General features: G+C 68.3%; 19 protein-coding genes. 15 read left to right on the top strand and 4 right to left on the bottom strand.

Going from position 1 to position 23,338, the window contains the following annotated elements:
• On the bottom strand, window positions 1–1,057 hold a 1,057-nt coding region (locus ACP7BP_RS05820; RefSeq protein WP_426243362.1), incomplete at its 3' end, for an acyl-CoA carboxylase subunit beta.
• 658 nt (window positions 1,058–1,715) lie between these two features.
• On the opposite strand from ACP7BP_RS05820, the gene ACP7BP_RS05815 reads away from it, so the two are divergent.
• Window positions 1,716–2,948 (top strand): CynX/NimT family MFS transporter, encoded by a 1,233-nt coding sequence (locus tag ACP7BP_RS05815; RefSeq protein ID WP_426243360.1) that lies wholly within the window; start codon window positions 1,716–1,718, stop codon window positions 2,946–2,948.
• A 12-nt stretch (window positions 2,949–2,960) separates the two neighbouring features.
• On the opposite strand, the gene pntB is transcribed toward ACP7BP_RS05815, so the two are convergent.
• Together pntB and ACP7BP_RS05805 are read right to left on the bottom strand one after the other, a co-directional pair.
• A complete protein-coding gene (pntB, locus tag ACP7BP_RS05810; protein WP_426243358.1) occupies window positions 2,961–4,418 on the bottom strand; it encodes a Re/Si-specific NAD(P)(+) transhydrogenase subunit beta in 1,458 nt (485 codons plus the stop codon).
• 5 nt (window positions 4,419–4,423) lie between these two features.
• Window positions 4,424–5,953: a Re/Si-specific NAD(P)(+) transhydrogenase subunit alpha gene (locus ACP7BP_RS05805; RefSeq protein WP_426243356.1), complete on the bottom strand. Its 1,530-nt coding sequence runs from the start codon at window positions 5,951–5,953 to the stop codon at window positions 4,424–4,426.
• 321 nt (window positions 5,954–6,274) lie between these two features.
• Here ACP7BP_RS05805 and npdG point away from each other — a divergent pair, with 321 nt between their 5' ends.
• From npdG to ACP7BP_RS05790, 3 genes are read left to right on the top strand one after another with little or no spacing between them, the layout of a single operon-like run.
• Window positions 6,275–6,973 carry an NADPH-dependent F420 reductase gene (npdG, locus tag ACP7BP_RS05800; RefSeq protein ID WP_426243354.1) on the top strand — a complete coding sequence of 233 codons (699 nt, stop codon included), beginning with the start codon at window positions 6,275–6,277 and terminating at the stop codon, window positions 6,971–6,973.
• Window positions 6,970–9,549 (top strand): bifunctional FO biosynthesis protein CofGH, encoded by a 2,580-nt coding sequence (locus ACP7BP_RS05795; protein ID WP_426243352.1) that lies wholly within the window; start codon window positions 6,970–6,972, stop codon window positions 9,547–9,549. Before npdG ends, ACP7BP_RS05795 begins: the two co-directional genes overlap by 4 nt.
• Window positions 9,546–11,213 (top strand): PucR family transcriptional regulator, encoded by a 1,668-nt coding sequence (locus ACP7BP_RS05790; protein WP_426243350.1) that lies wholly within the window; start codon window positions 9,546–9,548, stop codon window positions 11,211–11,213. The genes ACP7BP_RS05795 and ACP7BP_RS05790 overlap by 4 nt, the downstream gene beginning before the upstream one ends.
• Before the next feature lie 103 nt (window positions 11,214–11,316).
• Here the strand turns inward: ACP7BP_RS05790 and ACP7BP_RS05785 are convergent, their stop codons facing one another.
• A complete protein-coding gene (locus tag ACP7BP_RS05785) occupies window positions 11,317–12,447 on the bottom strand; it encodes a pyridoxal-phosphate dependent enzyme (protein ID WP_426243348.1) in 1,131 nt (376 codons plus the stop codon).
• Window positions 12,448–12,561: 114 nt separating this feature from the next.
• Here ACP7BP_RS05785 and ACP7BP_RS05780 point away from each other — a divergent pair, with 114 nt between their 5' ends.
• From ACP7BP_RS05780 to ACP7BP_RS05730, 11 genes are all read left to right on the top strand, one after another.
• Window positions 12,562–13,467, top strand: coding sequence for a LysR family transcriptional regulator (locus ACP7BP_RS05780; RefSeq protein ID WP_426243394.1), 906 nt, complete (start codon window positions 12,562–12,564; stop codon window positions 13,465–13,467).
• Between the two features lie 160 nt (window positions 13,468–13,627).
• Entirely contained in the window at window positions 13,628–14,386 is a 759-nt protein-coding gene (locus tag ACP7BP_RS05775; RefSeq protein WP_426243346.1) for a LamB/YcsF family protein, read from the top strand.
• The gene (locus ACP7BP_RS05770; protein WP_426243344.1) at window positions 14,361–15,032 is read left to right on the top strand and encodes a 5-oxoprolinase subunit B family protein; all 672 of its coding nucleotides are present in this window, start codon (window positions 14,361–14,363) and stop codon (window positions 15,030–15,032) included. The genes ACP7BP_RS05775 and ACP7BP_RS05770 overlap by 26 nt, the downstream gene beginning before the upstream one ends.
• The gene (locus ACP7BP_RS05765; RefSeq protein WP_426243342.1) at window positions 15,029–15,913 is read left to right on the top strand and encodes a biotin-dependent carboxyltransferase family protein; all 885 of its coding nucleotides are present in this window, start codon (window positions 15,029–15,031) and stop codon (window positions 15,911–15,913) included. Before ACP7BP_RS05770 ends, ACP7BP_RS05765 begins: the two co-directional genes overlap by 4 nt.
• Window positions 15,914–16,077: 164 nt before the next feature.
• Window positions 16,078–17,055 carry an LLM class flavin-dependent oxidoreductase gene (locus ACP7BP_RS05760; protein WP_426243341.1) on the top strand — a complete coding sequence of 326 codons (978 nt, stop codon included), beginning with the start codon at window positions 16,078–16,080 and terminating at the stop codon, window positions 17,053–17,055.
• Entirely contained in the window at window positions 17,052–18,020 is a 969-nt protein-coding gene (locus tag ACP7BP_RS05755; protein ID WP_426243339.1) for a CoA transferase subunit A, read from the top strand. Before ACP7BP_RS05760 ends, ACP7BP_RS05755 begins: the two co-directional genes overlap by 4 nt.
• A complete protein-coding gene (locus ACP7BP_RS05750) occupies window positions 18,017–18,841 on the top strand; it encodes a CoA-transferase subunit beta (protein WP_426243338.1) in 825 nt (274 codons plus the stop codon). Before ACP7BP_RS05755 ends, ACP7BP_RS05750 begins: the two co-directional genes overlap by 4 nt.
• A 7-nt stretch (window positions 18,842–18,848) precedes the next feature.
• The gene (locus ACP7BP_RS05745; protein WP_426243336.1) at window positions 18,849–19,748 is read left to right on the top strand and encodes an FAD binding domain-containing protein; all 900 of its coding nucleotides are present in this window, start codon (window positions 18,849–18,851) and stop codon (window positions 19,746–19,748) included.
• Window positions 19,745–20,287 (top strand): (2Fe-2S)-binding protein, encoded by a 543-nt coding sequence (locus ACP7BP_RS05740; RefSeq protein WP_426243334.1) that lies wholly within the window; start codon window positions 19,745–19,747, stop codon window positions 20,285–20,287. Before ACP7BP_RS05745 ends, ACP7BP_RS05740 begins: the two co-directional genes overlap by 4 nt.
• Window positions 20,284–22,629 (top strand): xanthine dehydrogenase family protein molybdopterin-binding subunit, encoded by a 2,346-nt coding sequence (locus ACP7BP_RS05735; RefSeq protein ID WP_426243332.1) that lies wholly within the window; start codon window positions 20,284–20,286, stop codon window positions 22,627–22,629. The genes ACP7BP_RS05740 and ACP7BP_RS05735 overlap by 4 nt, the downstream gene beginning before the upstream one ends.
• A complete protein-coding gene (locus tag ACP7BP_RS05730; protein WP_426243330.1) occupies window positions 22,626–23,297 on the top strand; it encodes an SRPBCC family protein in 672 nt (223 codons plus the stop codon). The genes ACP7BP_RS05735 and ACP7BP_RS05730 overlap by 4 nt, the downstream gene beginning before the upstream one ends.
• Window positions 23,298–23,338 lie beyond the last annotated feature (41 nt).

Below are 23,338 nucleotides of genomic sequence, written 5' to 3'. Positions count from 1 at the left end.
CCACGACCCCGACGGGGTGGCCCTCGATGCGGCCGTAGCCGATGAGGATGTTGGGGGCGAACAGCCCCTGGACCTCGAGGAACTCCCCCATTCCGTCCTCGCCCGCGTCGAGGACCGCGCCGATGACCTGGTGCATGTCGTAGGGCTGGTTGGGGGAGTCGGGGATCAGGGTGTCCAGGGTGCGGTCGAGGTCGGTGGGTTCCGTGTCGGCCGGCCCGAGCTGGCTGCCGGGGTGGACCGGTGGGGTGTCGAGGTTGTTCTGGGGGAGGTAGGACAGCAGCGCCTTGACGTAGTCGATGGCGTCTTGCTCGTCGGTGGCCAGGTAGTGGGCGTTGCCGGAGCGGGTGTTGTGGGTGCGGGCCCCGCCGAGCTCTTCCATGGTGACGTCCTCACCGGTGACGGTCTTGATGACGTCGGGGCCGGTGATGAACATGTTGGAGGTGCCGTCGACCATGATGGTGAAGTCGGTGACCGCGGGGGAGTAGACGTGCCCGCCGGCACACGAGCCCATGATCAGGCTGATCTGGGGGATCACCCCCGAGGCGTGCACGTTGCGGCGGAAGATCTCCCCGTACAACCCCAGGGAGACCACCCCTTCCTGGATGCGGGCGCCGGCGCCCTCGTTGATCCCGATGATCGGGGACCCGGTCTTGACCGCGAGGTCCATCACCTTGCAGATCTTCTCCCCGTAGACCTGGCCCAGCGAGCCACCGAAGATGGTGAAGTCCTGGGAGAACACGCACACCTGGCGGCCATCGATGGTGCCGTACCCGGTGATCACCCCGTCGCCGTAGGGCCGGTTCTTCTCCATCCCGAAGTTCGTCGAGCGGTGCCGGGCGAGCTCATCGAGCTCGACGAAGGACCCCTCGTCGAACAACAATCCGATCCGCTCCCGCGCCGTGCCCCGGCCCTTCGCGTGCTGCTTCTCCACCGCCTTGGCCGACGAGGCATGGACCGCCTCATCCAGCCGCGCCTGGAGATCGGCGAGCTTGCCCGCCGTGGTGTGTACGCCGATGCCTTGATCAAGGCCGGCGGTCGTAGCTGGCTGCCCAACCATGAAAGCCCTCCTGAACTGAGCTCCTCACTATGGCAACCGGACCAGGAGTCTGAACGCCGCAAAGTTGACACCAAGAAGGACGCTGAGTGTGGTCATGTGACATGGCTCAGCACCGCGGGGTTGCCTACGATCGACCCAATGGTCAGCACAACGGACTCGGCCGGCGACCAGTACCGGGACTCCGGGCCAGACCCATACGCGGGCAGCCGAGCCGGGGTCCCCTGCACTTGCCGATGACTGCGTAGACGCAGCCCCAGTCGACCTCGAGGGCGACGCAAGGTAGTTCAGCGACGGCACACGGAGAATGCGATGAGCGGCGGCGCGGGAATCCAAGGAAGGCCCGAGTTGGTAGCGGCGATGTGCCACGAGCTTCACGCGCTAGCGAGGCGTGAGGCGGAGACGGCCGCCAACGAGGCGTCGCTGACGCCGTACTGGCTCGCCCATCCCCCCTCGGTGCTGGCCCACAACGCGGCCGCCCGTGTACTGCACCACGCAGCTCTGGAGTTGGAGTCTGCACGGCGAATGGCGCGCTGACCCCCGTGCGCCGCTGGGAGGCCCGCGTCGAGCGCCGCCGGCAAGCCGGTGGTCGCGATGATCACGGCGGGTCGACGCCTTGCCGGCGTGAGGTCGCCACGGCTCGTGTGGCAGCCTTCGAGCGGTGAGAACCCGCACGCGGTATGCCCTCGTGGTCGTCGGCATCGTTGCCCTGGCCTACAACCTCCGACCCGCCGCAGTCAGTGTGGGGCCGGTCCTCGACGAGCTTCGCGCCGGACTGCACATGTCGAGCACGCAGGCCGGGGTCCTCACCTCCCTCCCGGTGGTCGCCTTCGCCGTGTTCGGAGGACTGGCGCCGCGGTTGGCCCGGCTGATGGGTCCACACAGGCTGACCCTGATGGCGCTCGTCGCGGTGGTCGTCGGGCTCCTCGGTCGCAGCATGGTGGACGACGTGCTCGCCTTCCTGGCGCTGTCACTCCTGGCTCTCGCCGGCATGGCCACTGCCAACGTGGTGCTGCCGTCCCTGGTCAAGCACCACTTCCCGAGCCGGGTCGGCACGATGACTGCGGCCTACACCACAGCGCTGGCCGTCGGCCTGACCTCGGCCTCGGTGCTGACAGTGCCGCTCAGCAAGGCGCTCGGCGGGTGGCAGGACGGCTTGATGGTGTGGGCGCTCACGGCTGCCGTCGCACTCGTGCCGTGGGTCGCCCTGTTCAGCGAGGATCGAAGCACGAACCTGGACGAGGAGATGCCGCCGTCGCCCATCGGCCTGGGCGAGGTCGCCCGGACCAGGCTCGGCTGGCTGATGGCAGTGTTCTTCGGCCTGCAGTCGTTGCAGGCCTTCTCGATCTTCGGCTGGTTCGCCGACATCTACCGCGACGCGGGGTTCTCCAGCGGCACGGCCGGCCTGCTTCTAGGAGTGATCACGGCCGTCAGCATCCCGACCTCCTTCGTGGTGCCTGCCCTGGCCGGGCGACTGAAGCACGTGTCGTGGCTCGTGGTCGGCTTCATCGGGTGCTACGTCACGGGCTACGTCGGCTTGATCGTGGCGCCGGTCCGAGGGGCGCTGGTCTGGGCGGTGCTCGTCGGCCTGGGTGCTGCGACCTTCCCGCTGGTCCTGACGCTCATCGGACTGCGGGCGCGCACCCCGGAGGGGACCGCGGCGCTCTCTGGGTTCACCCAGTCCGTCGGATACCTGATCGCCGCGCTCGGTCCCTTCGCCGTGGGCCTCCTGCACGACCTCAGCGACGGGTGGACGGTGCCGCTGCTCGCGATGATCGCGCTCACGGTGCCGCTGCTCCTCTCGGGTCTCGGGATCTCGCGGACGGTCTACTTGGAGGACCAGCTGCGTGGCGCTGCCCCTGCGGCCAGACCTACCAGGTCGAGCTCGCGATAACCCACGAGCCGCTCACGAGAGCTCACGAACGATCGCCTCCACCCGTTCCTTCGCATCCCCGAAGAGCATCTGCGTGTTCTCGCGGAAGAACAACGGGTTCTGCACCCCGGCATATCCGGTGGCCATGGAACGCTTGAAGGCGATGACGTCACGCGCCTTCCAGACCTCCAGGACCGGCATGCCCGCGATGGGAGAGTCAGGACGTTCGAGAGCATCAGGATTGACGGTGTCGTTGGCGCCGATGACGAGGACCACGTCGGTGTCGGTGAAGTCACCGTTGATCTCGTCCATCTCGAGCACGATGTCGTACGGCACCTTGGCCTCCGCGAGGAGCACGTTCATGTGGCCCGGCAGTCGCCCGGCGACCGGGTGGATGCCGAAACGCACGTCGACACCCCGGTCGCGAAGGCGTGCGGTCATCTCTGCCACGGGGTACTGCGCCTGGGCCACCGCCATCCCGTAACCAGGCGTGATGACCACGGACCTTGCATTGGCGAGCAGCTCCGCACTCTCGCGAGCATCGATCTCCCGGTGCTCCCCGAGGTCGCGGTCCCCGCCCTGTGCCGAGGGGCCGGAACCGAAGCCCCCGGCTATGACAGAGACGAAAGAGCGGTTCATGGCCTTGCACATGATGTAGCTGAGGATCGCGCCCGAGGACCCGACCAGGGACCCGGTGATGATGAGCAGGTCGTTGTTCAGCATGAATCCTGCGGCGGCTGCGGCCCAGCCGGAGTAGGAGTTGAGCATGGACACGACGACGGGCATGTCACCGCCGCCGATGGCCGCCACCAGATGGAACCCGAGAAGCAGGGCCAGCGCAGTCATGGCAGCGAGCGGAACGAGAGCATCCTCGGTGCCGTCGAGCATGAACCACGCCATCAGGCCGGCGGAGCCCACGAGGATGGCCAGGTTGAGACCATGACGTCCGGGCAGCGTCAACGGAGACGACTTCATCTTCGCGCTGAGCTTGAGGTAGGCGACGACGGAACCGGTGAACGTGACCGCGCCGATGAACGTGCCGAGGTAGACCTCGGCGGCGTGGATGTGAGCGGTCGCGCCCTCCTCGAGCGCTCCTGGTTCGAGGAAGGAGTTGTATCCCACGAGCACCGCGGCAAGGCCGACGAAGCTGTGCAGCACCGCGATCAGCTCGGGCATGCCGGTCATCTCGACCGTGCGCGCGCGCCAGGCGCCGATGGCACCACCGACCGCCATGGCGCCGAGGATGACGACGAGCGTCAACGACCAGGGACGCCACTGGCCCCCGGGATCCGGCAGAGCGGCCTGACGTGCCGCCAGCGCCAGTGTGGCGACCAGCGCGAGGCCCATGCCCGCCATGCCGCAGATGTTCCCGTGCTTGGCCGTGTCGTGTCGGGACAGACCGGCCAGGGCGATGATGAAGAGGACGGCAGCGATGATGTAGGCCGCCTGGACCAGGCCGGGGAGGTGGTTCGAGGTCATGAGGTCGGTCATGGCGATCAGGTCCTCCGGAACATGTCGAGCATGCGTGATGTGACCAGGAAGCCGCCGGTGATGTTGATGCTCGCCACCAGGACGGCGATGACCGCGAGGACCGTGACGACCGGATTCGTGTTGCCCACCTGGAGGATGCCGCCGACCAGGATGATTCCGGAGATCGCGTTCGTCTCGCTCATGAGCGGCGTGTGGAGTGCGTGCGCGACGTTGGAGATCACGTAGTAGCCGACGAACACTGCCAACGCGAAGACGGTGAAGTGCCCCAGGAAGGCCGAAGGCGAGTAGGCAGACATGAGGCTGAAGAGCACCGCGGCCAGGGCAAGGAGGTACGCCTTGCGCCGGGACTTCACGGCGACCTTGTGCGCACCCGCTGGTTGGGCGAGCGGCTGCTCCTCGATGCGAGGCGTCGCGGCCACCTGCACGGGCGGCGGTGGCCACAGGGTCTCCCCGTGCCGGGTGACGGTGATGCTGCGTTGCACCACGTCGTCGAGGTCGAGGGTCAGCCGCCCGTCCTTCTCCGGCGTCAGCAGCTTGAGCAGGTTCACGATGTTGGTGCCGTAGAGCTGGCTGGTCTGTGCGGCAAGACGGCCCGCGAGGTCGGTGTAGCCCACGATGGTGACGAGGTTGTCGGTCACCACCTTCTCGTCCGCCCGAGTGAGCTCGCAGTTGCCGCCGTTGGTCGCCGCCATGTCGACGATCACGGAGCCGTTGCGCATCTGGGATACGGCGTCGGCGGTGATGATGCGTGGCGCTGGACGGCCTGGGATGAGTGCGGTCGTGATGACGATGTCGGCATTGCGCGCCTCTTCGGCGTACATCGCGGCCGTGGCAGCGTGCTGCTGCTCGGTCATCTCGCGGGCGTAGCCGTCCGCGCTGACCTCCGCCTCCATGTCGACGGTGACGAAGGTGGCGCCCATGGACTCGACCTGTTCGCCCACTTCTGGTCGGACGTCGAAGGCGCGGACGACGGCGCCCATCGCACCAGCGACTCCGATGGCCGAGAGCCCAGCCACCCCGGCGCCCACCACGAAGACCTTGGCGGGCGGGATCTTTCCGGCCGCGGTGACCTGCCCGGTGAACTGCCGCCCGAACTCGTGCGCCGCCTCGATCACTGCGCGGTAGCCGGCGACGTTGGCCATGCTCGAGAGCACGTCCATGGACTGAGCCCGGGAGATCCGCGGCATGGCGTCCATCGCCATGGCGGTGATCCCGGCCTCTCGCAGCTGCTCGACCAGCTCCGGCGAGGTTGCGGGGGCCAGGAGCGAGATCAACGTTGCGTCGGGCGCCAAGCGGGCGATCTCGTGCCCGGACGGCTGCCGGACCTTGATGACGATCTCGCTGCTCCAGACCTCGGCGGCGTCACCGACACGTACGCCGGCCCTGGCGAAGGCCCCGTCCGGTTGGCCCGCCCCGAGGCCGGCCCCGCTCTCGACGACCACGTCGTAGCCCAGTTCCTGCAGCTGCCCGGCCGTGCGAGCAGTCGCGGCGACCAGGGCCTGGCCGGCGGTCTCCTGTGGGATTCCGATACGCACGCGGGACCTCCTCGGTAGTGGCGTGGTAGCTCAACGTAGAGCCGGGAGAGCCATTGAGGACCGTCGAGACTTGCCGTCGTACGGCACCTCGGGTGTGGGCTTCTTACGGTGCCTGCGGCCTGCCTCGCTCGATCGAGGGCCATCTGTAGGAGTGGGTCATTTCTACATTGGACCCGGCCGTGAACGTCGACAGTTCACATCGCCTGCGGCGCGACGGTGCGGATATCGTCCGAAGGATCGAGGCCTCGTCCTGCTGGGTGCAGGGCTCTGCGACAAGAGGTCGAACCGCGGTGCTGGAAACGGCAGAGCAGGAGTCGAATGATGACCACGAACGCCGCACGGCCCGACGCCACCATCGCCGTACTCGGGGGCACCGGGCCTCAGGGCTCCGGGTTGGCTCTTCGCCTCGCGCGAGCCGGCTATCAGGTCGTCCTGGGCTCGCGCACCGCAGAGCGGGCCGAGGTCAAGGCCGGGGAGCTGCGTGCCGCGGGGCTGACGGGAGTGACCGGGACCACGAACCCCGACGCCTGCGAGGCGGCTGACGTCGTCGTCGTCGCGGTGCCGTACGACGGACACGATGAGCTCATCGCCACCCTGGCCCCGCACCTGACAGGCAAGATCGTCATCACCTGCGTCAATCCGATGCGGTTCGACAAGCGCGGTCCTGTCGGCCTTCTCGCCGGGAACTCCTCGGCCGCCGAGGCTGCGGCCGAGCTGCTGCCCCACGCCACGGTCGTCGGGGCGTTCCACCACCTGTCAGCCGTGTCGCTCAACGATCCGGACGCGGACCTCTCAGGTCACACCGTCATGGTCGCCTCCGACGATGAGGACGCAGCGGACCAGGTCGCCGAGCTCGCCAGGGCCGTCACCGGGAACCTGGGCGTCTGCATCGGTCCTCTCCGGCTGAACCGTCACCTGGAACCACTGACGGCGGTCCTGATCAGCACCAACCGCCGATACCGAACCCACTCGGGCGTGGCTCTCGTGGGTGTCCCCGACGGACCTCCTCTACGGCGATGAGACCCCCCACACCTCAGCAGCTGCGCAGGGCTCTGGCGCGGGCCGAGCGCGGCGCGACGCTGGACGTCGAAGAGGCTGCGGTCCTGCTCGCCGCGCGAGGCCAGGACCTGGCTCGGCTGAGTGCCGCCGCAGTGCAGGTGCGCAACGCCGGGCTCGTTCACGCCGGTCGCCCCGACACGATCACGTACTCGCCGAAGGTCTTCTTGCCGATCACCCGACTCTGCAGAGACAGATGCCACTACTGCACGTTCGTGACGACGCCGAGCCACCTCAGCCGCTCGGGCGAGGCGCCGTACATGTCTCCGGACGAGATCCTGGAGACGGCTTCGCAGGGGGCCGAGCTGGGATGCAGCGAGGCCCTGTTCACGCTGGGGGACCGTCCGGAGGACCGCTGGCCCGAGGCACGGGTGTGGCTGGACGAGCAGGGCTATGACTCCACCCTCACGTACGTGCGGGCGATGGCGGTGCGTGTGCTCGAGGAGACCGGGCTGCTGCCGCACATCAACCCCGGTGTGATGTCGTGGGAGGAGATGAACCGGCTCAAGCCGGTCGCGCCGTCGTTGGGAATGATGCTGGAGACGACGTCCCGGCGCCTGTTCGAAGAGAAGGGCGAGGCTCACTTCGGCTCTCCTGACAAGGACCCCGACGTGCGCCTGCGCGTGCTGGAGGACGCCGGGAGGCTGTCGGTCCCCTTCACCACCGGACTGCTGATCGGCATCGGGGAGACTCTGATGGAGCGGGCTGAGTCGGTGTTCGCCCTGCGCCGCGTGGCTCGACAGTACGGACACGTGCAGGAGGTGATCATCCAGAACTTCCGCGCCAAGCCGGCCACCGCGATGCGTCATGTCGACGATCTGGGATTGGAGGAGTACCTCGCGGCGATCGCCGTCTCACGGATGGTGCTCGGCCCGAAGGTCCGTATCCAGGCGCCTCCCAACCTCGTCGACCTCGCGGAGTGCGAGGCGCTGCTCGGCGCTGGGGTGGACGACTGGGGTGGTGTCTCGCCGCTCACCCCCGACCATGTGAATCCCGAGCGCCCGTGGCCCTCCATCGAGGGCCTGCGGACGGTCACGGCGAAGGCTGGCTTCGCCCTGCGTGCTCGGTTGACCGTGCACCCCGAGTACGTCCTGACGGGCGAGCCCTGGATCGACCCACGCGTCTCTGCCCACGTCGCTGCCTTGGCGGGCGATGACGGGCTCGCTCGCGAGGGCGCCATCCCGGTCGGGCTCGCCTGGCAGGAACCCGACGGTGGCTTCGCGGTCGCCGGCGCAGGTTCCGGTCGCACCGATCTGCACCTGTCGGTCGACAGCGAAGGCCGAAGCGAGGATCGCCGCAGTGACTTCGACTCCGTCTACGGGGACTGGGAGGCGGTCAAGGTCGTGGCCGACCAGGTGGAGGCAGACAGCCGACAGCTCGCCGCCCACAGGCGGAGAGCGGCAACGAATGGCCGCACCGGCACGACCGAGGGAGCCGCTGCGCTCAGGGCCGCCGAGGATGACCCCTCGAAGCTCTCCGACGCCCAGGCGCTGACCCTGATGGCAGCAGACGGCGACTTGCTGCGCCAGGTATGTCGGCTCGCGGACGACCTCCGCAGGGAGACGGTGGGTGACGAGGTCACCTACGTCGTCAACCGCAACATCAACTTCACCAATGTCTGCTACGTCGGATGTCGGTTCTGTGCCTTCGCGCAGCGGCGTACCGATGCAGACGCCTACTCCCTCTCGATGACGCAAGTGGCGGACCGCGCCGAAGAGGCCTGGCAGGTGGGTGCCACCGAGGTCTGCATGCAGGGCGGCATCGATCCCGAGCTGCCCGGCACCGCGTACTTCGACCTGGCCGCCGCGGTCAAGCAGCGGGTGCCCGGCATGCACGTGCACGCGTTCTCTCCGATGGAGATCGTCAACGGATCGCACCGCACCGGTCTGTCGTTCCAGGACTTCCTCATCAGGGCTCGCGAGTCCGGCCTCGACAGCATCCCAGGCACTGCGGCGGAGATCCTCGATGACGAGGTTCGCTGGGTGCTCACCAAGGGCAAGCTGCCCACCCGGACCTGGATCGACGTGATCACCACGGCGCACCGCCTCGGGATCCGGTCCACCTCGACGATGATGTACGGCCACGTCGACAACCCGAGGCACTGGGTTCAGCACCTGCGAGTGCTGAGCCGGATCCAGGATGAGACCGGCGGCTTCACGGAGTTCGTGCCGCTGCCCTTCGTGCACACCTCCGCGCCTATCTACCTGGCGGGTGTAGCCCGTCCGGGTCCGACGATGCGAGACAACCTCGCCGTCCACGCAATGGCCAGGATCATGCTGCACGGGCGCATCCCCAACATCCAGACCAGCTGGGTCAAACTGGGAGTGGACGGCACGCGCGCGATGCTGCAGGCAGGCGCCAACGACGTGGGTGGGACCCTGATGGAGGAGACGATCTCTCGCATGGCCGGCTCCGAGCACGGGTCGGCGAAGACGGTGGCGGAGCTGGCCGCGATCGGGGCCGGCATCGGTCGCCCGGTCCGCCAGCGGGACACGACCTATGGTTGCGTCAACAGTCAGGGACGGTCGGTGGACCCATGAGCGACGACGGGCAGTCCTCTCGGGAAGCCTCGGTCGAGGAGCAGGGCTCGCCCGGGCCGGACCACCTGACCGTGCGAGAGCTGCTTGAGCAGCCCTGCATGGAGACGGCGTCGATCCTGGCGGGAGCCAGCGGGCAGGACACCCCGATCGGGCGCATGAACGTGATGACCCTGCCCGAGATCGTGCGCTGGGTCGAACGCAATGAGTTCCTCCTGACCACGGGGTTCCCGCTGCGCGCGCATGGCGATCCCGTCAGCCTCATCCGTGACCTCAGCGAGTTGAAGCTCGCCGGGCTTGCCGTGAAGTTCGACACCTATCTCCCGTCCTTCGACGCCGATGTCCTGGCAGCGGCCGATGAGCTCGCGTTCCCGATCGTGGCCATCCCCGTCGATGTCCGATTCGACGACATCCTCAGCGAAGCCTTCGAGACGATCATCAATCGTCAAGCAGCGGAGCTCAGCCGCTCCCATCGACTTCACTACACCTTCTTGGGCCTGACCTTCTCCGGGGGCGGCATGCCGGCCCTCATGGAGGAGCTGGCTCGGTTGCTGGGGGCGCGGCTCGCCGCTGTCGTCGACAGCCAAGGCACCGTTCTCGCGCACGCGGGAACCCTGGACGCGCTGCGGTGCCTCAGCGCGGACCTTCCCGCCGAGCCCGTCGCCGTGGACCCAAGCAGCCTCCACAAGGGGCACCATTCCGAGGACGGCCACAGCTGGGTCGTCGTCCCGATAGCAGCGGCGGCGACCGAGTACGGGCACGTCGTCGTGGTGGGAGGCGAGGGTGAGCTCGGCCCGTACGCCATGACCGCCGCGGAGCAGGCGGCCATCGTTTCCACGTTGGAGATGATTCGGGGACAGGCGGTCCGTGCGGTGAGCGGCCGATTCGCCTCCAACCTGCTGCACGAGCTGATGACCGGCGACGACCTGGAGGGCATCTCTGCCCGGGCGGCGGCATTGGACTGGGCGCTGAACCGGGACATCGTGGTCGTCGCGGCCCGGCCCGATGACGGACGACCTGTATCGGCTCCGGTCATCGAGCAGGCCCAGGTGCGGGAACAGCGAACGTCCGAGCGCTGGGCCATCGCATCCCGCCGGATCGATCCGCACGGGGCTGCCGGAGTGCTGGGTGCGCAGCTTGTCGCCGTGCTGGGTGGCGAGCTGGCGAAGCCCGGGGCGATCGCCGCTCTTCAGGCCGAGATGTCGACGAGCACCCGGCGAGAGTTCGCGATGGGGGTCAGCCGGTGCCACCACGGGCTGGCGGGTATTCGAGGTGCCTACGAGGAGGCGTTGCGGGCGCTGCGGTTGGGGGCGAGGGTCAACGGCCCGCACGCGATCACTCAGTACGACGGGCTCGGCTTGTTCCGGCTGCTGGCGCAACTGGACGAGGGGGAGCTCGAGATGTTCGTCGCAGACACCCTGGGCCCCGTCCTCGACCTGCCGGAACCAGAGCGGACCGACCTGGTGCAGACACTCGATGTGCTGTTGGCCAACCATCTCAACATCGCGCAGTCCGCCCGCGAGATGCACTACCACTACAACACGTTGCGGTCCCGGATGATCAAGCTGGAGAAGCTGCTCGGTGGTTTCAGTACCGACGCAGTGACTGCGCGGCGCATCGGAGTGGCACTGGAGATCATGCGCATGCAAGGTGGGCGGCCGCTGTAGCGGATGCCCGCCCCGCCTCGCCCGGAGCCGTTCCCTCCAGACGCGAGAGCGAAGGTGCACCGATCGGCTGGCGGCCGGTGCAACTCGTTCCCGGGGTGCGACCTCAGCGGGAGGCCTCGGTGTTGAGGAGCAGCACGGTGAGATCCGACAGGAGCCTGTCTCCGCCCTCGCTCGCACACAGCTGTCGGAGGGCGGCCAGTGAGGCGGCGCCGCACGCGCCGGCGTCGATGCCATGACCTGCCAGGCTCGCGGACGCCTCCTCGGCCTCTCCGTCGGTCACCCACAGGGCTCCGTCCAGGGTCGAGAGGAGGTCGGGAAATGCCAGCGACGACGGGGTTCCGCAGTTGAGGCCGGCCATGGACGTCTCGCCCGTCCCGGTGGACACCGCCGCGCCGGCGGCGAGACTGGCTGCGATGCAGGGTGCGACCTCAGGCTCCACCGTCACAGCGCGCCATCCTGGATGGCTACGGCAGTGCAGTACGGCAGCGTGCGCCAAGGAGCCCACGCCGGCCGGCACGACCACGAGTGCGGGGTCACCGTTGAGCTGAGCTGTCGCCTCGTCGAAGAGTGTCCCGTATCCGTCGACGATCCACGTGGGCACAGTCTCGTAGCCGGGCCAGGACGTGTCCTGCACCAGCAGCCGGACTCCGTCCGACCGGGCTTCGGATCGACGCGCGGCCTCGGCGACCGTCTCGTCGTAGGAGAGGTCGAGGACCTCGACGTCGGCCCCTTCACTACGGACCAGGTCGATGGCCTCGTTGGACACCGCGCTCGGAATCAGCACGAGCGAAGACAGGCCGAGGTAGGTAGCCATGCGTGCCACGGCGCGACCGTGGTTGCCGTCGGTGGCGGTGACCAACGTCATCGGGCCCAGCTCGACGACCTTCTCGCGCAACGCCTCGAGGGTTGGTTCGGGGGTCTCCTCGCACAGGGCGGCCAGGCTCCGGTAGACGGCCCACGACGCACCCAGCATCTTGAACGCGGGAAGTCCCAGCCGGGACGACTCGTCCTTGACGACGAGTCTGGTCAGCCCGAGATCGGCTGCCAGGTCGGGCAGATCGATCAGCGGCGTCACCGCGTACCCGGGCAGGCTCCTGTGGAAGGTCCGTCGAGCATCGCTGGCGTCCCGGAACACGTTGGGGGTCCAGCGCGCGAGCCCCCCGGCCGGCGCCGGTGCTCCGGGGGACCACAGTGCGATGGGCGCCTGGGTGGAAGAGGCGAGCGTCTTGTTCACGGCATCACCATAGGCATCCGTGGCGAAGCACGATAAGCCCGAATCGTTGCCGCCGATTCGGCATGGAGGGTGCCGATTGGTCGGCTCGGCACCTACGATGGCCGCGTGCTGGAGATGCGGCGGGTCCGACTGCTTGTGGAGTTGGAGCGGCGCGGCAGCCTGGCCTCGGTCGCCGAGGCGCTGCACCTGAGTGCATCCGGCATCTCGGCACAGATCGCACGGCTCGAACGGGAGGTCGGCGCGAACCTTGTGGCCCGGTCCGGACGCGGCCTGAGGTTGACCGAGGCGGGCCATCGGCTTGCCGAGAACGGACGCGGGCTCCTGGCCGCGATGGAGGCGGCGGAGTCAGAGCTGCGCCAGCTGTCGGGCGAGGTCGCTGGAACGGTGCGTCTCGCCTCGTTCCAGAGTGCCGCCCTGCTACTCGTCCCTCACGCACTTGCCTGTGAGGAGACGCACCCCGGCCTGCGCGTGGAGCTCGTGCAAGTGGAGCCCGAAGTCGCCGTCCCGGCACTGCTGGCCGGGGACTTCGACCTGGTCATCGCCGAGGAGTACCCCGGTGTGCATCCGTGGATACCGGTCGAGACGCACCGTGAGGACCTTGGTGTCGACCCACTCTTCATCGTCGTCGCCGAGCGGCTGCTCCAGGGGCGTGCCCTCTCCGTGGCGGGAGGCAGGATTCCCTGGGTCATGGAGGCGCGCGGCAGCGCCGCCCGCGAGTGGGCGGAGCTCACCTGTCGCCGCCTCGGCTTCGAGCCCGATGTGCGATACGAGAGCGACGACCTGCTCGTCCACCTCGAACTGATCCAGCACGGTCGAGCGGCTGGCCTGCTGCCCGCCCTGGCGGTGGTGCGCGGGGCACCGGGACTTCATCTGACCCCAGCGGGCTCAGCCAGGACGTTGCTCACCCTCAGCCGCGTCGGCAGTGAGCACAGCCCGGCCGTGAGGGTGGTCCGTGACGCCCTTCTCGCTGCGATGCGCAGTGTCGATTCGGCATTCGAGCTGCTGAATAGGGCGCACTGAGTCGTCCTGTTCACACAGGAGACACACGCGCATACTCGCTGCAGGACCAGTCTGCGAGTCCCCCGATCGCGTCGACCCGCGGCCCTGTCATCCGTACCGCGGACGTAGGGCATCCGGGGCCGTCACGCATCGACAGCCGATTGACGACAGGAGAACACGAATGCCTCAGGTAGCGCTCACAACCGACATCGGCGAAGGGTACGGCCGATGGACGCTGGCAGACGACGAGGCGCTGCTCGACGTCGTCACGGCCGCGAACATCGCCTGCGGCTTCCACGCCGGAGACCCCTCCATCATGCGACACACCTGCGGGGTGTCGGTCGCGAACGGCGTGTCGATCGGAGCCCAGGTCAGCTACCGCGACCTGCACGGGTTCGGCCGCCGGTTCATCGCCTACACCCGTCAGGACCTCACGGACGATCTGCTGTACCAGATGGGTGCCCTCGATGTCTTCGCCCATCTGGCCGGCGGCCGGATCGACTACGTCAGGGCACACGGTGCGCTCTACAACGCCTCGGCCACCGTCACCGAGCACGCACAGGCCATCGTCGACGCCACCAAGGAGTACAACGCCGACCTCCCGCTGCTGTGTCAGGTCGGGACCGAGACGTGGCGTCTCGGCCAGGAGGCCGGGCTGCGCGTTGTCGCGGAGGCATTCGTAGATCGTGCCTACACCCCGCAGGGATTGCTCGTGCCGCGCACGGAGCCCGACGCCATGTTGGCCGACCCGGCGGCAGCCGCTGCGCGGGCCGTCGAGATGGTGACAGACGGCGAGATCACTGCCATCGACGGCAGCAGGATCAAGATCAAGGCAGAAGCCATCCTGGTGCACTGCGACACGGCGGGCGCGGTGGACATCGCCCGAGACACCCGCAAGGCGCTGGAGGCGGCCGGTGTTGAGCTCATCCCGATCAACTGATGCGCGCACGCACTGGCTGACTGCCACCGAGCTGACCACCCGTCGGTGCGGCGACACCGGCGTGCTTGTCGAACTGGACGACAACAGTCGCGTCCTGGCTCTTGCTGCAGCGGTCCGGGCGGCCGGCGTCGAAGGTCTCAAGGACTTGGTGCCGGCACTGAACACCCTGCTTCTGGTCTTCGATCCCGAGCGGACCGAAGCAGCCGACATCGAGGCACGTCTGCGCGACATCGAGGTCCCACCGATCGACCCCGCCCAAGCGCGCACCGTCGAGATCCCGGTGATCTATGACGGCGAGGACTTGGGTTGGGTGGCCACGCACTGTGGCCTCGACGAACGAGAGGTAGTACGCGCGCACACCGGGACGCCGTGGCGTGTGGCGTTCTGCGGGTTCGCCCCGGGGTTCGCCTATCTGGTCGGTGGCGACCCGCGGCTGAGAGTGCCTCGCCGAGGCGAGTCCCGGGTCGTCGTGCCGGCCGGCGCGGTCGCGCTTGCCGGGCAGTTCTCGGCCGTCTACCCGCGCCGATCGCCCGGGGGATGGCAGCTCTTGGGCCACACCACGGAGTCGATGTGGGACACCTCCGCCGACCCGCCTGCCCTCTTGTTGCCCGGGTATGAGGTCCGGTTCAGGCAGTCGGCCGCATGAGCGCGGCCGCGCCCCGCGTGGCAACCCTCACCATCACCACGCCGGGAATGCGCGCACTGGTGCAGGACGCGGGTAGAGACGGCTGGGCCTACCTCGGGGTCGGGCGATCAGGAGCCGCGGATCGTCCCGCGATGGAGCTTGCAAACCGCCTGGTCGGCAACGAGGAGCATGCCGCGGTCATCGAGGTCACCAACGGCGGCCTGGAGCTGCGGTTCGATGCGTCCACCTGGTTCGCGGTCACCGGCGCGCCACTCCTCGTCCGGGTGGGCACTCGCGCCCGGTGGACGCACGAGGCAATCCCGGTCTCGGCCGATGAGGCAGTGCGCCTTGAGATGCCCGCACGTGGCCTACGAAGCTATCTCGCGGTGCGTGGCGGCCTCTTGGTCGAGCCGGTGCTCGGCTCACGGTCGACGGACTTGCTGTCTGGCCTGGGGCCGGCACCCTTGGCTCCGGGGGATGTGCTGACGCTGGGGCCTCCAGTCGGGCCGGTCCCGGCGGTCGACGTCGTAGCCCCCGTACTCCCGGCCGCAGCGGACGAAGACGTCTTCCTTCCGGTGCGGCTGGGTCCCCGGGCCGACTGGTTCGAGCCCGGAGCGGTGGACCTGCTGCTCGCCGAGCGCTTCGAGGTGACTGCTGACTCGAACCGCATCGGTGTGCGGCTCGGCGGACCGACCCTGCCAAGGCGCAATGACGACGAACTGGCGAGTGAGGGCGTTGTCGAGGGCTCTGTGCAAGCGCCGCCAGACGGCCGGCTGACGTTGTTCGGGCCTGACCATCCGGTGACCGGTGGCTACCCGGTCATCGCCGTCGTGGACTCTCGCGCACTCAGTTTGGTGGCCCAGCTGCGACCCGGGCAAGGAGTCCGGTTCCGCACCAATTGATTCTTCACATCGAATGAGCTGCTGAGTGTGCCCTTTTGACGTGTCCAAGGTCATCGACGCACTCATACGCTCATTTGGAAGAGGCCCAACCCGGCCCATATCAGCGACGAACCCCCGCAGATCGTTTCCTGAAGCACCGCGACAGACACGAGAGGGATTACCCCATGAGCGCCAAGTTCGGACTCGCCATCGAGAACTTCACATCAGCTGAGGCGACGCCGGACATGCGGGACCTGATCCGCTACGCGACGCGGGCTGAGGAACTCGGCTACACCTCACTGTGGGCCTGGGACCACCTGTTCCTGGGCAGCAAGCAGCCCTTCCCCCAACTCGAAGCGCTCACGACGCTCGCGGTGCTCTCGGCGCACACCGAGACGGTGACGCTGGGCACGGGGATCCTGGTGCTCCCCATCCGTGATCCCGCCCTGCTCGCCAAGACCGCCGCGACGATCCAGGACTTCTCGGGAGGGCGGCTGTGCCTCGGAGTAGCGGCTGGATGGTACGAGCGTGAGTTCGCGGCGACGGGAACGCCGTTCAGCGGTCGGGGCAAGGTCTTCGAGAAGAACCTCGAGATCTGCCTGCGGCTCTGGCAGGACGACGAGGTCACGGGCGAATGGGACGACCTGTCCTTCCGACGGGTCAGGATGTTGCCCCGCCCCGAGCCGCGCCCGGCAGTGCTCATCGGCGGCTATGTCGACCGCGTGCTGCGGCGTGCCGCCACCCTGGCTGACGGCTGGCTGACGTACTTCTACACCGCCGACGCGTTCACGGAGTCCTGGACCAAGATCTGCAACTACGCCGAAGAGGCCGACCGGGACCCCGCCGAGCTGCGCAACGTCTCGCAGCTCCCAATCTGCATCGGTGCATCCAAGGAAGAGGCCCAGGCACGGACCGGACCGTGGCTGGCGTCGTACTTCGACACCCCCGACTGGAGCGACGCGACACCCGACAGCGCCATCACTGGGACGCCCGAGCAGTGCGCCGAGCAGCTCCAGGCCCACATCGATGCAGGCGTCCAGGAGATCTGCCTCGTGCCGCATGGCTACGAGCAGGAGCAGGTCGAGCGCTTCGCGGCCGAGGTGATGCCCCTCCTCGGTGCGGGAGAGCCGGTGGTTCCCGCGGCGGAAGGCGCGTGGCGATGACCGCACTGGCCTTCCCCGGGGCGGACACCGTGGACGCCAGGCTCGAGCTGGAGGGCGATCGGCGCCCCCGCGTCGACAAGCTGATGTCGGCGGCCGAGGCCGTGCGCCGGTTCGTGGCCGACGGGGACACCATCGCGGTGGGTGGCACCAACCACGCCCGCACGCCCATGGCCCTCCTTGGAGAGGTGCTGCGCCAAGGACGCCGTGGCCTGTCCCTCGCTCGTCCGCTCACCTGCTTCGAGGCGGAGCTGTTCATCGCGACCGGGATGGCCTCGACGGTGATCACCAGCTGGGTTGGCATCGGCCACGGCTGGGGTCTGGCAAGGGTGCTTCGCGAGTACGTCGAGAGTGGACGGGCCACGTATGAGGAGTGGAGTCACCTCGGTCTCGGGCTGCGCCTCAAGGCCGGTGCAATGGGTGTCCCCTTCCTCCCGTCCTACACGATGATGGGCTCGGATCTAGGGCAGCGGCTGGACATCCAGACCGTGGATTGTCCCTACACCGGCCAGACCCTGAACGCCGTACCCAGCCTCAACCCTGACGTGGCGCTGATCCACGTCCAGCGCGCCGACGTCTACGGCAACGCCCAGATCGACGGCTACGAGCTCATGGACGCGGACGTGTCACGCGCAGCACGGCGCCTGGTGATCTCCGCCGAGGAGATCGTCGACACCGACAACCTGCGCCAAGATCCCGCTCGCACGACGATTCCCGGCTTCGCTGTCGACGCCGTCGTGCTGCAACCGTTCGGCGCCTATCCCCACGAGTGCTACGGGCACTACCTCGCGGATGACCTGGCGTTCCGCAACTACGTGGAACGAGTGCACGCGAACGGATCGCAAGGCGCCCGCGACTACGTCGCCGAGCTCGTGGCTCACCCGGACCACGACGCGTACCTGGCGTCGGTGCCCCAGGAGCAGCTGGAGCGCCTGGTCGACGACGCGATCGCGATGACGCCGCGATGACTACTGTGGAGGAGGGTCGAGCATTGATCGACAAGGGGGCCGCCGCCCGGCCCGACGAGATCATGACGATCTCCGCGAGCAGACTGCTCGCGGATGGCAAGGTGATGTTCGCCGGAATCGGACAGCCCCTGGTCGCGGCCGCGCTGGCGCGGCGCCGCCAGGCGCCCAACCTCACCGTGATCCTCGAGGGCGGCATGGTGGGCATCCACTTGCAGCCGGGCGAGCTGCCCGCCTCGACGAACGAGATGCGTGCCGCGGTCGGCGCCGAGATGCTCACCTCCGCGACGGACATCTTCTTGATGGCGCAGCGCGGATTCTTCGACTACGGCTTCTTGGGCGTCGCCCAGATCGACATGTTCGGCAACGTCAACACCAGCATGATCGGCGACCCCCAGCACCCGACCGTCCGGCTGCCCGGACCCGGTGGGGGGAACGACATCATCTCGATGTGCAACCAGACGGTGATCGTGACCAACCACGAGCGCCGACGATTCGTGGAGCGGGTTGACTGGGTCACGAGCCCCGGATACCTCACAGGGGGCGACAGCCGCCGGCAATCGGGTCTGCGGCACGGAGGCCCCAGCATGGTTGTCACAGACCTCGCCATCCTCGACTTCGAGGACGGGACGCACAGGATGCGACTGCGATCCCTCCAGCCCGGCGTCACGGTCGAGCAGGTCATCGCAGCCACCGGCTTCGAGCTGGCGATCGCCGAGGACGTCACCGTCCTCGATCCCGTGACCGAGTCGGAGCTCCGGCTTATGCGTGCGCTCAACGGTGAGCAGGAACCCGACCAGAGTGGAGACCGTCGTGTCGAATGAACCTGCCGTGGCAACGGACCGCGGCGCACGGACCGAGCCGACAGCCTTCGAGTACCAGCGCGCAGACTCCTGGGACGAGGCAGCCGAGCTCCTCCGGATCTGGGAGGGCGAGGCGAAGATCCTCGCAGGGGGTCAAAGCCTGGTCCCGATGCTGAATCTGCGGTTGACCATGCCCGCTGCGCTCATCGACATCAACGACATCGGTGACGAGGGCGGTCCGCGGCTGGAGACCAGCACCGAGGGCCAGGTCGTGGTGATCCCGGCGCTCACCAGGCACTCGACCGTGCTGGCCTCCAGTGTGATCGCCGAGCACTGCCCCATGCTCCGCGCGGCCGTGGGTCTCGTGGGCAACGTGCGCGTGCGCAACCGGGGGACCTTCGGCGGGAGTGTCGCGCACGCCGACCCCACGGGCGAGATCCCGTGCTGCGTGCTGGCCATGGGCGGCACCATCACCCTCCAAGGACCCCTCGGTACCCGGACCGTGCCGGCCAGCGAGTGGTTCCGCACCTACCTGACGACGGCAGCCGAGCCCGACGAGCTCGTGACCGAGGTGCGCATCCCGAGTGCGGCCGGCGCCGCGTGGGCGTTCGAGGAGGAGGTCAGGCGGTTCTCCGACTTCGCGACGGTCTCGGTGGCGCTGCAGGCCCGCCCCGGTCGGATTCCGTCCATCGTCCTCGGAGGGGTGGCCGACAGGCCCGTACTCGTGACCGCGGACGTCGTCGGCCCGTTGCGCAATCAGGAACGGACGACGGTGACGGCGGTCGCAGACCTGGCTGCCCGTTCGACAGAGCCGGAGTCCGACGTCCACGCCAGTGCCGAGCATCGCCGTCGGCTGGTGCGCGTCCTGGTTCGGCGAGCACTGGTCCGGGCCTTGGGCCTCGACGATGGAAATGGAGCCCCCTCATGATGCGAACCCAGGTCCGACTGCAGGTCAACGGCGTCGAACACGAACTGTGGATCCGCAACGACCGCACCCTCCTGAACGCCTTGCATGACGACGTCGGTCTCCCCGACGTCCGGTACGGCTGCAACGAGGGCGTCTGTGGCACGTGCACCGTCCTGGTCGACGGAGCGCCGACAAGCGCCTGCCTGATGTACGCGGTCCAGGCCGAGGGGCACGAGGTGACCACCCTGCACGGGTTCGCCGATCCCACCGAGGAGTTGCACCCGTTGCAGAAGTGCTTCCTCGAGCGGGGCGGCGCACAGTGTGGCTTCTGCACCCCCGGCATGCTCCTGACCGCCGCGAAGCTGGCGGAGCGGAACCCCGATGCCACCCGCGACGAGATCCGCTACGAGCTTGTCGGAAATCTGTGCCGATGCACCGGCTACACGGCGATCGTCGACTCGGTGGAGGCCTGGATACACGGCGAAGACTGCGACGCCCTCGATGCCCGGGGCAAGCACGCCTCCACGAGCGGGCAGCCTGCTGGGGAGGATGGGGCATGAGCGAGGCGACCAAGGACGCGAGCGTTCCGACCGAGCAGAGCGGCTACAACATCGTCGGGACCTCTCCGGGCCACCATGACTTCGTCGACAAGGTACGAGGAACGCTGCTGTACGCCGCGGACTGGCAGCTGCCGGGCATGCTGTACGGGAAGATCGTTCGCTCGGAGATGGCGTCTGCGCGCATCAAGAGCGTCGACGTGAGCGAGGCCCGGAAGCTGGACGGCGTCATCACGGTGCTGACGGCAGAAGACGTGCCGAACAACGCGATCGTCGAGCACGCCAGCGGTGGGCTGGGCGAGCTCACCGTCGCTCAGCCAGTCCTCGCCCAGGATCGGGTTCGCTACGTCGGGGAGCCGATCGCGGTCATCGCCGCCGTCGATCAGGAGACGGCCGACGAGGCAGCGGACCTGGTCCACATCGAGTACGAGCAGCTCCCCGGCGTGTACTCGCCGGCTGATGCGCTCGCCGACGACGCCCCGCTCGTGCACGAGGCAGGGAACGTGCTGGTCAACTGGTTCCTGGCCCGTGGCGACGTCGCCCAGGCGTTCGCTGAAGCTGACGTGGTCGTGGAGGACGAGTACCAGACTCCCCACGTCGAGCACGCGTACCTCGAGACCGAAGCCGGTGTCGGCTGGATCGAGAACGACGTCGTCACCCTGCGCATCTCCACCCAGGTGATCGAGCATGCGACGGAGATCGCCGAGATCCTCGAGCTTCCGGAGAGCCGGGTTCGAGTCATCGCCTCCTACATGGGTGGCGGCTTCGGCGGCAAGGAGGACATGACAGTCGAGCCCTACCTCGCGCTGCTCGTCTGGCGAACCCGCAAACCCGTGCGGATGGTGTGGACTCGGCAGGAGTCGATCCTGGCGAGCACGAAACGGCACCCCTTCACCATGCGCTACCGCACCGCTGCCACCAAGGAGGGCCGCATCCTGGCGATGGAGGCGGACATCGTGGGAGACGCCGGAGCGTACCCGTGCCTGAGCGCCCGTGTGCTCTTCGCGGGAGCTGCGCTCTCGACCGGGCCCTACAAGGTCCCGGCGCTCCGGGCGCGCTCCCGGGCGGTCTTCACCAACAACGTCCCGACCAGTGCGTTCCGCGGTTTCGGAGCCATGCAGGTGGTTCTCGGCTACGAGTCGCAGATGGATGCGCTCGCGGATGCTGTCGGCGTCAGCCGAACGGCCATTCGCGACCTCAACTACGTCGAGAAGGGAGACGTCGTCACTTCCGGCGAGCCCATCACCACAGCTGTCGCCGTCACTGAGACGCGCGACAAGGCTCTGGCTCGTCTCGGACCGCCCAGTCCTCCTTCCGGGCCGGGAAAGGTCGTCGGGCAAGGCTTCGGCAACAGCATGCAGCCGTACGGCCGGACGATCTGGTTCCGCGACCATGCCTCGGCATGGGTCACGCTGCAGTCGGACGGCACGCTGCTCATTCGCAGCGGCGTCACCGATCTCGGCGCCGGTCAGGCCGCCAGCCTGTGCCAGATCGCGTCGGAGATCCTCGGTGTTCCGCTAGACGACATCAGCGTCTACATCGGCGACACCGCGTTGAATCCGCCTGCCGGCGGCACGTTCGCCACCCGGCAGCTCTACATGTCCGGCAACGCCATCCTGCGTGCGAGCAGGGCACTGCGAGACCAGCTCGCACCTGTCGCGGCCGTCCTCGTCGATACAGAGGAGGACGACCTCGAGTGGAAGGACGGTCGAGTGGGGCGGCGCTCCGGCTCCGGTGCCGTCACCTTGGCCGACGTCGCGAAGGCCGCCCACGACTCCGCCGTCGACACGTCGGTGCTGTACACCTGGCGTGCCGTCTCGGGGAAGTTCGATCCCGAGCTCGGTCAGGGCGGAACCTTCCCGGACTACACGTTCGGGACGCATGCCGCGGAGGTCGAGGTCGACCTCGAGACCGGGTCGGTCAAGCTCACCAAGTACGCGGCCTGCCATGACGTGGGTGTCGCCATCAACCCGGTGCGTGTCCGTGGCCAGATCCAGGGCGGCGCGATGCAGGGCATCGGGTACGCACTGAGCGAGGAATGCCCGATGGTCGAGGGGAACCCCAGCTCGACACTCTTCGCGAACTACCTGATCCCCAGCTCGATGGATGCCCCCGACATCATGGTGGATGTCGTCGAGAGCGGCGAAGGCCGCGGGCCCCTCGGCGCGCGGGGAATCGGTGAGCCGCCGATCGGGCCGCCCGCCGCAGCACTCGCCAGCGCCATCGAGAACGCCATCGGGTGTCGACCGACGACGCTGCCCATCACGCCAGAGCGCGTGCTCGCGCTGCTCGACGACCGCGCCCGCCATGAAACGTCACGTGACCAGAAGGTGCAGGGATCATGAAGCTCCAACACTCCACGCAGGTGCAGGCTCCTCCGGATCAGGTCTGGACGTTCCTGCAGGACACGAGGGCGGTCGTCGCCTGTCTGCCGGGCGCCGAGCTGACCGACGACAAGGGTGACGATCAGTACGGCGGGGTGCTCCGTGTCTCCATCGGACCGCTGAAGCTCAACTACAACGGTCAGGTCGACGTCACCCGGCGCGACGCCGATGCCCGCTGCCTCGAGCTCTCGGCGGCTGCACGGGACCGCCGCGGTGGCGGCTCGGTCCGCGCGGACGTGAGGGTCAGCGTCACCGGGGCAGGCGACGGCGCCAGCACGCTCGAGTCGACGACGGACCTCCAGCTCACCGGTCGGATCGCGGCCCTCGGCCGCGGCGTCCAGGATGTCTCGAACACGATGTTCGCGGACTTCTCCCGTCGGCTCGCCGAGCGGGTCACGGGGTCGGAGGAGGAACCGGCACCGGGATCCGGTGCAGCCGCCTCCGAGGCCCCCGACGTCAACGATCTCTCGGATGCATCGCGGCCTCGCGTCGCGGCCGGGCAGGCGGCCGGCGAGCGGCGGGCCCCGGTCGCCGGTGGCGAGATCAAGATGAGCAGGCTCGTGCTCAGCGTCACGCGTGAGCGCTTGTCTGCTCTGTTCCTCCGATGGAGCGAGAAGCTGCGGCCCTGAGTGACGCAGGGGCCCAGGGTCGATGCTGCTCGGCGAAGCGC

This window comes from Nocardioides sp. LHG3406-4 (assembly GCF_049897745.1).
In the GTDB taxonomy this organism is placed as follows: domain Bacteria; phylum Actinomycetota; class Actinomycetes; order Propionibacteriales; family Nocardioidaceae; genus Nocardioides.
The sequence above is the reverse complement of the archived record's forward strand: the minus strand, read 5'-3'. Positions and strand labels throughout refer to the sequence as shown.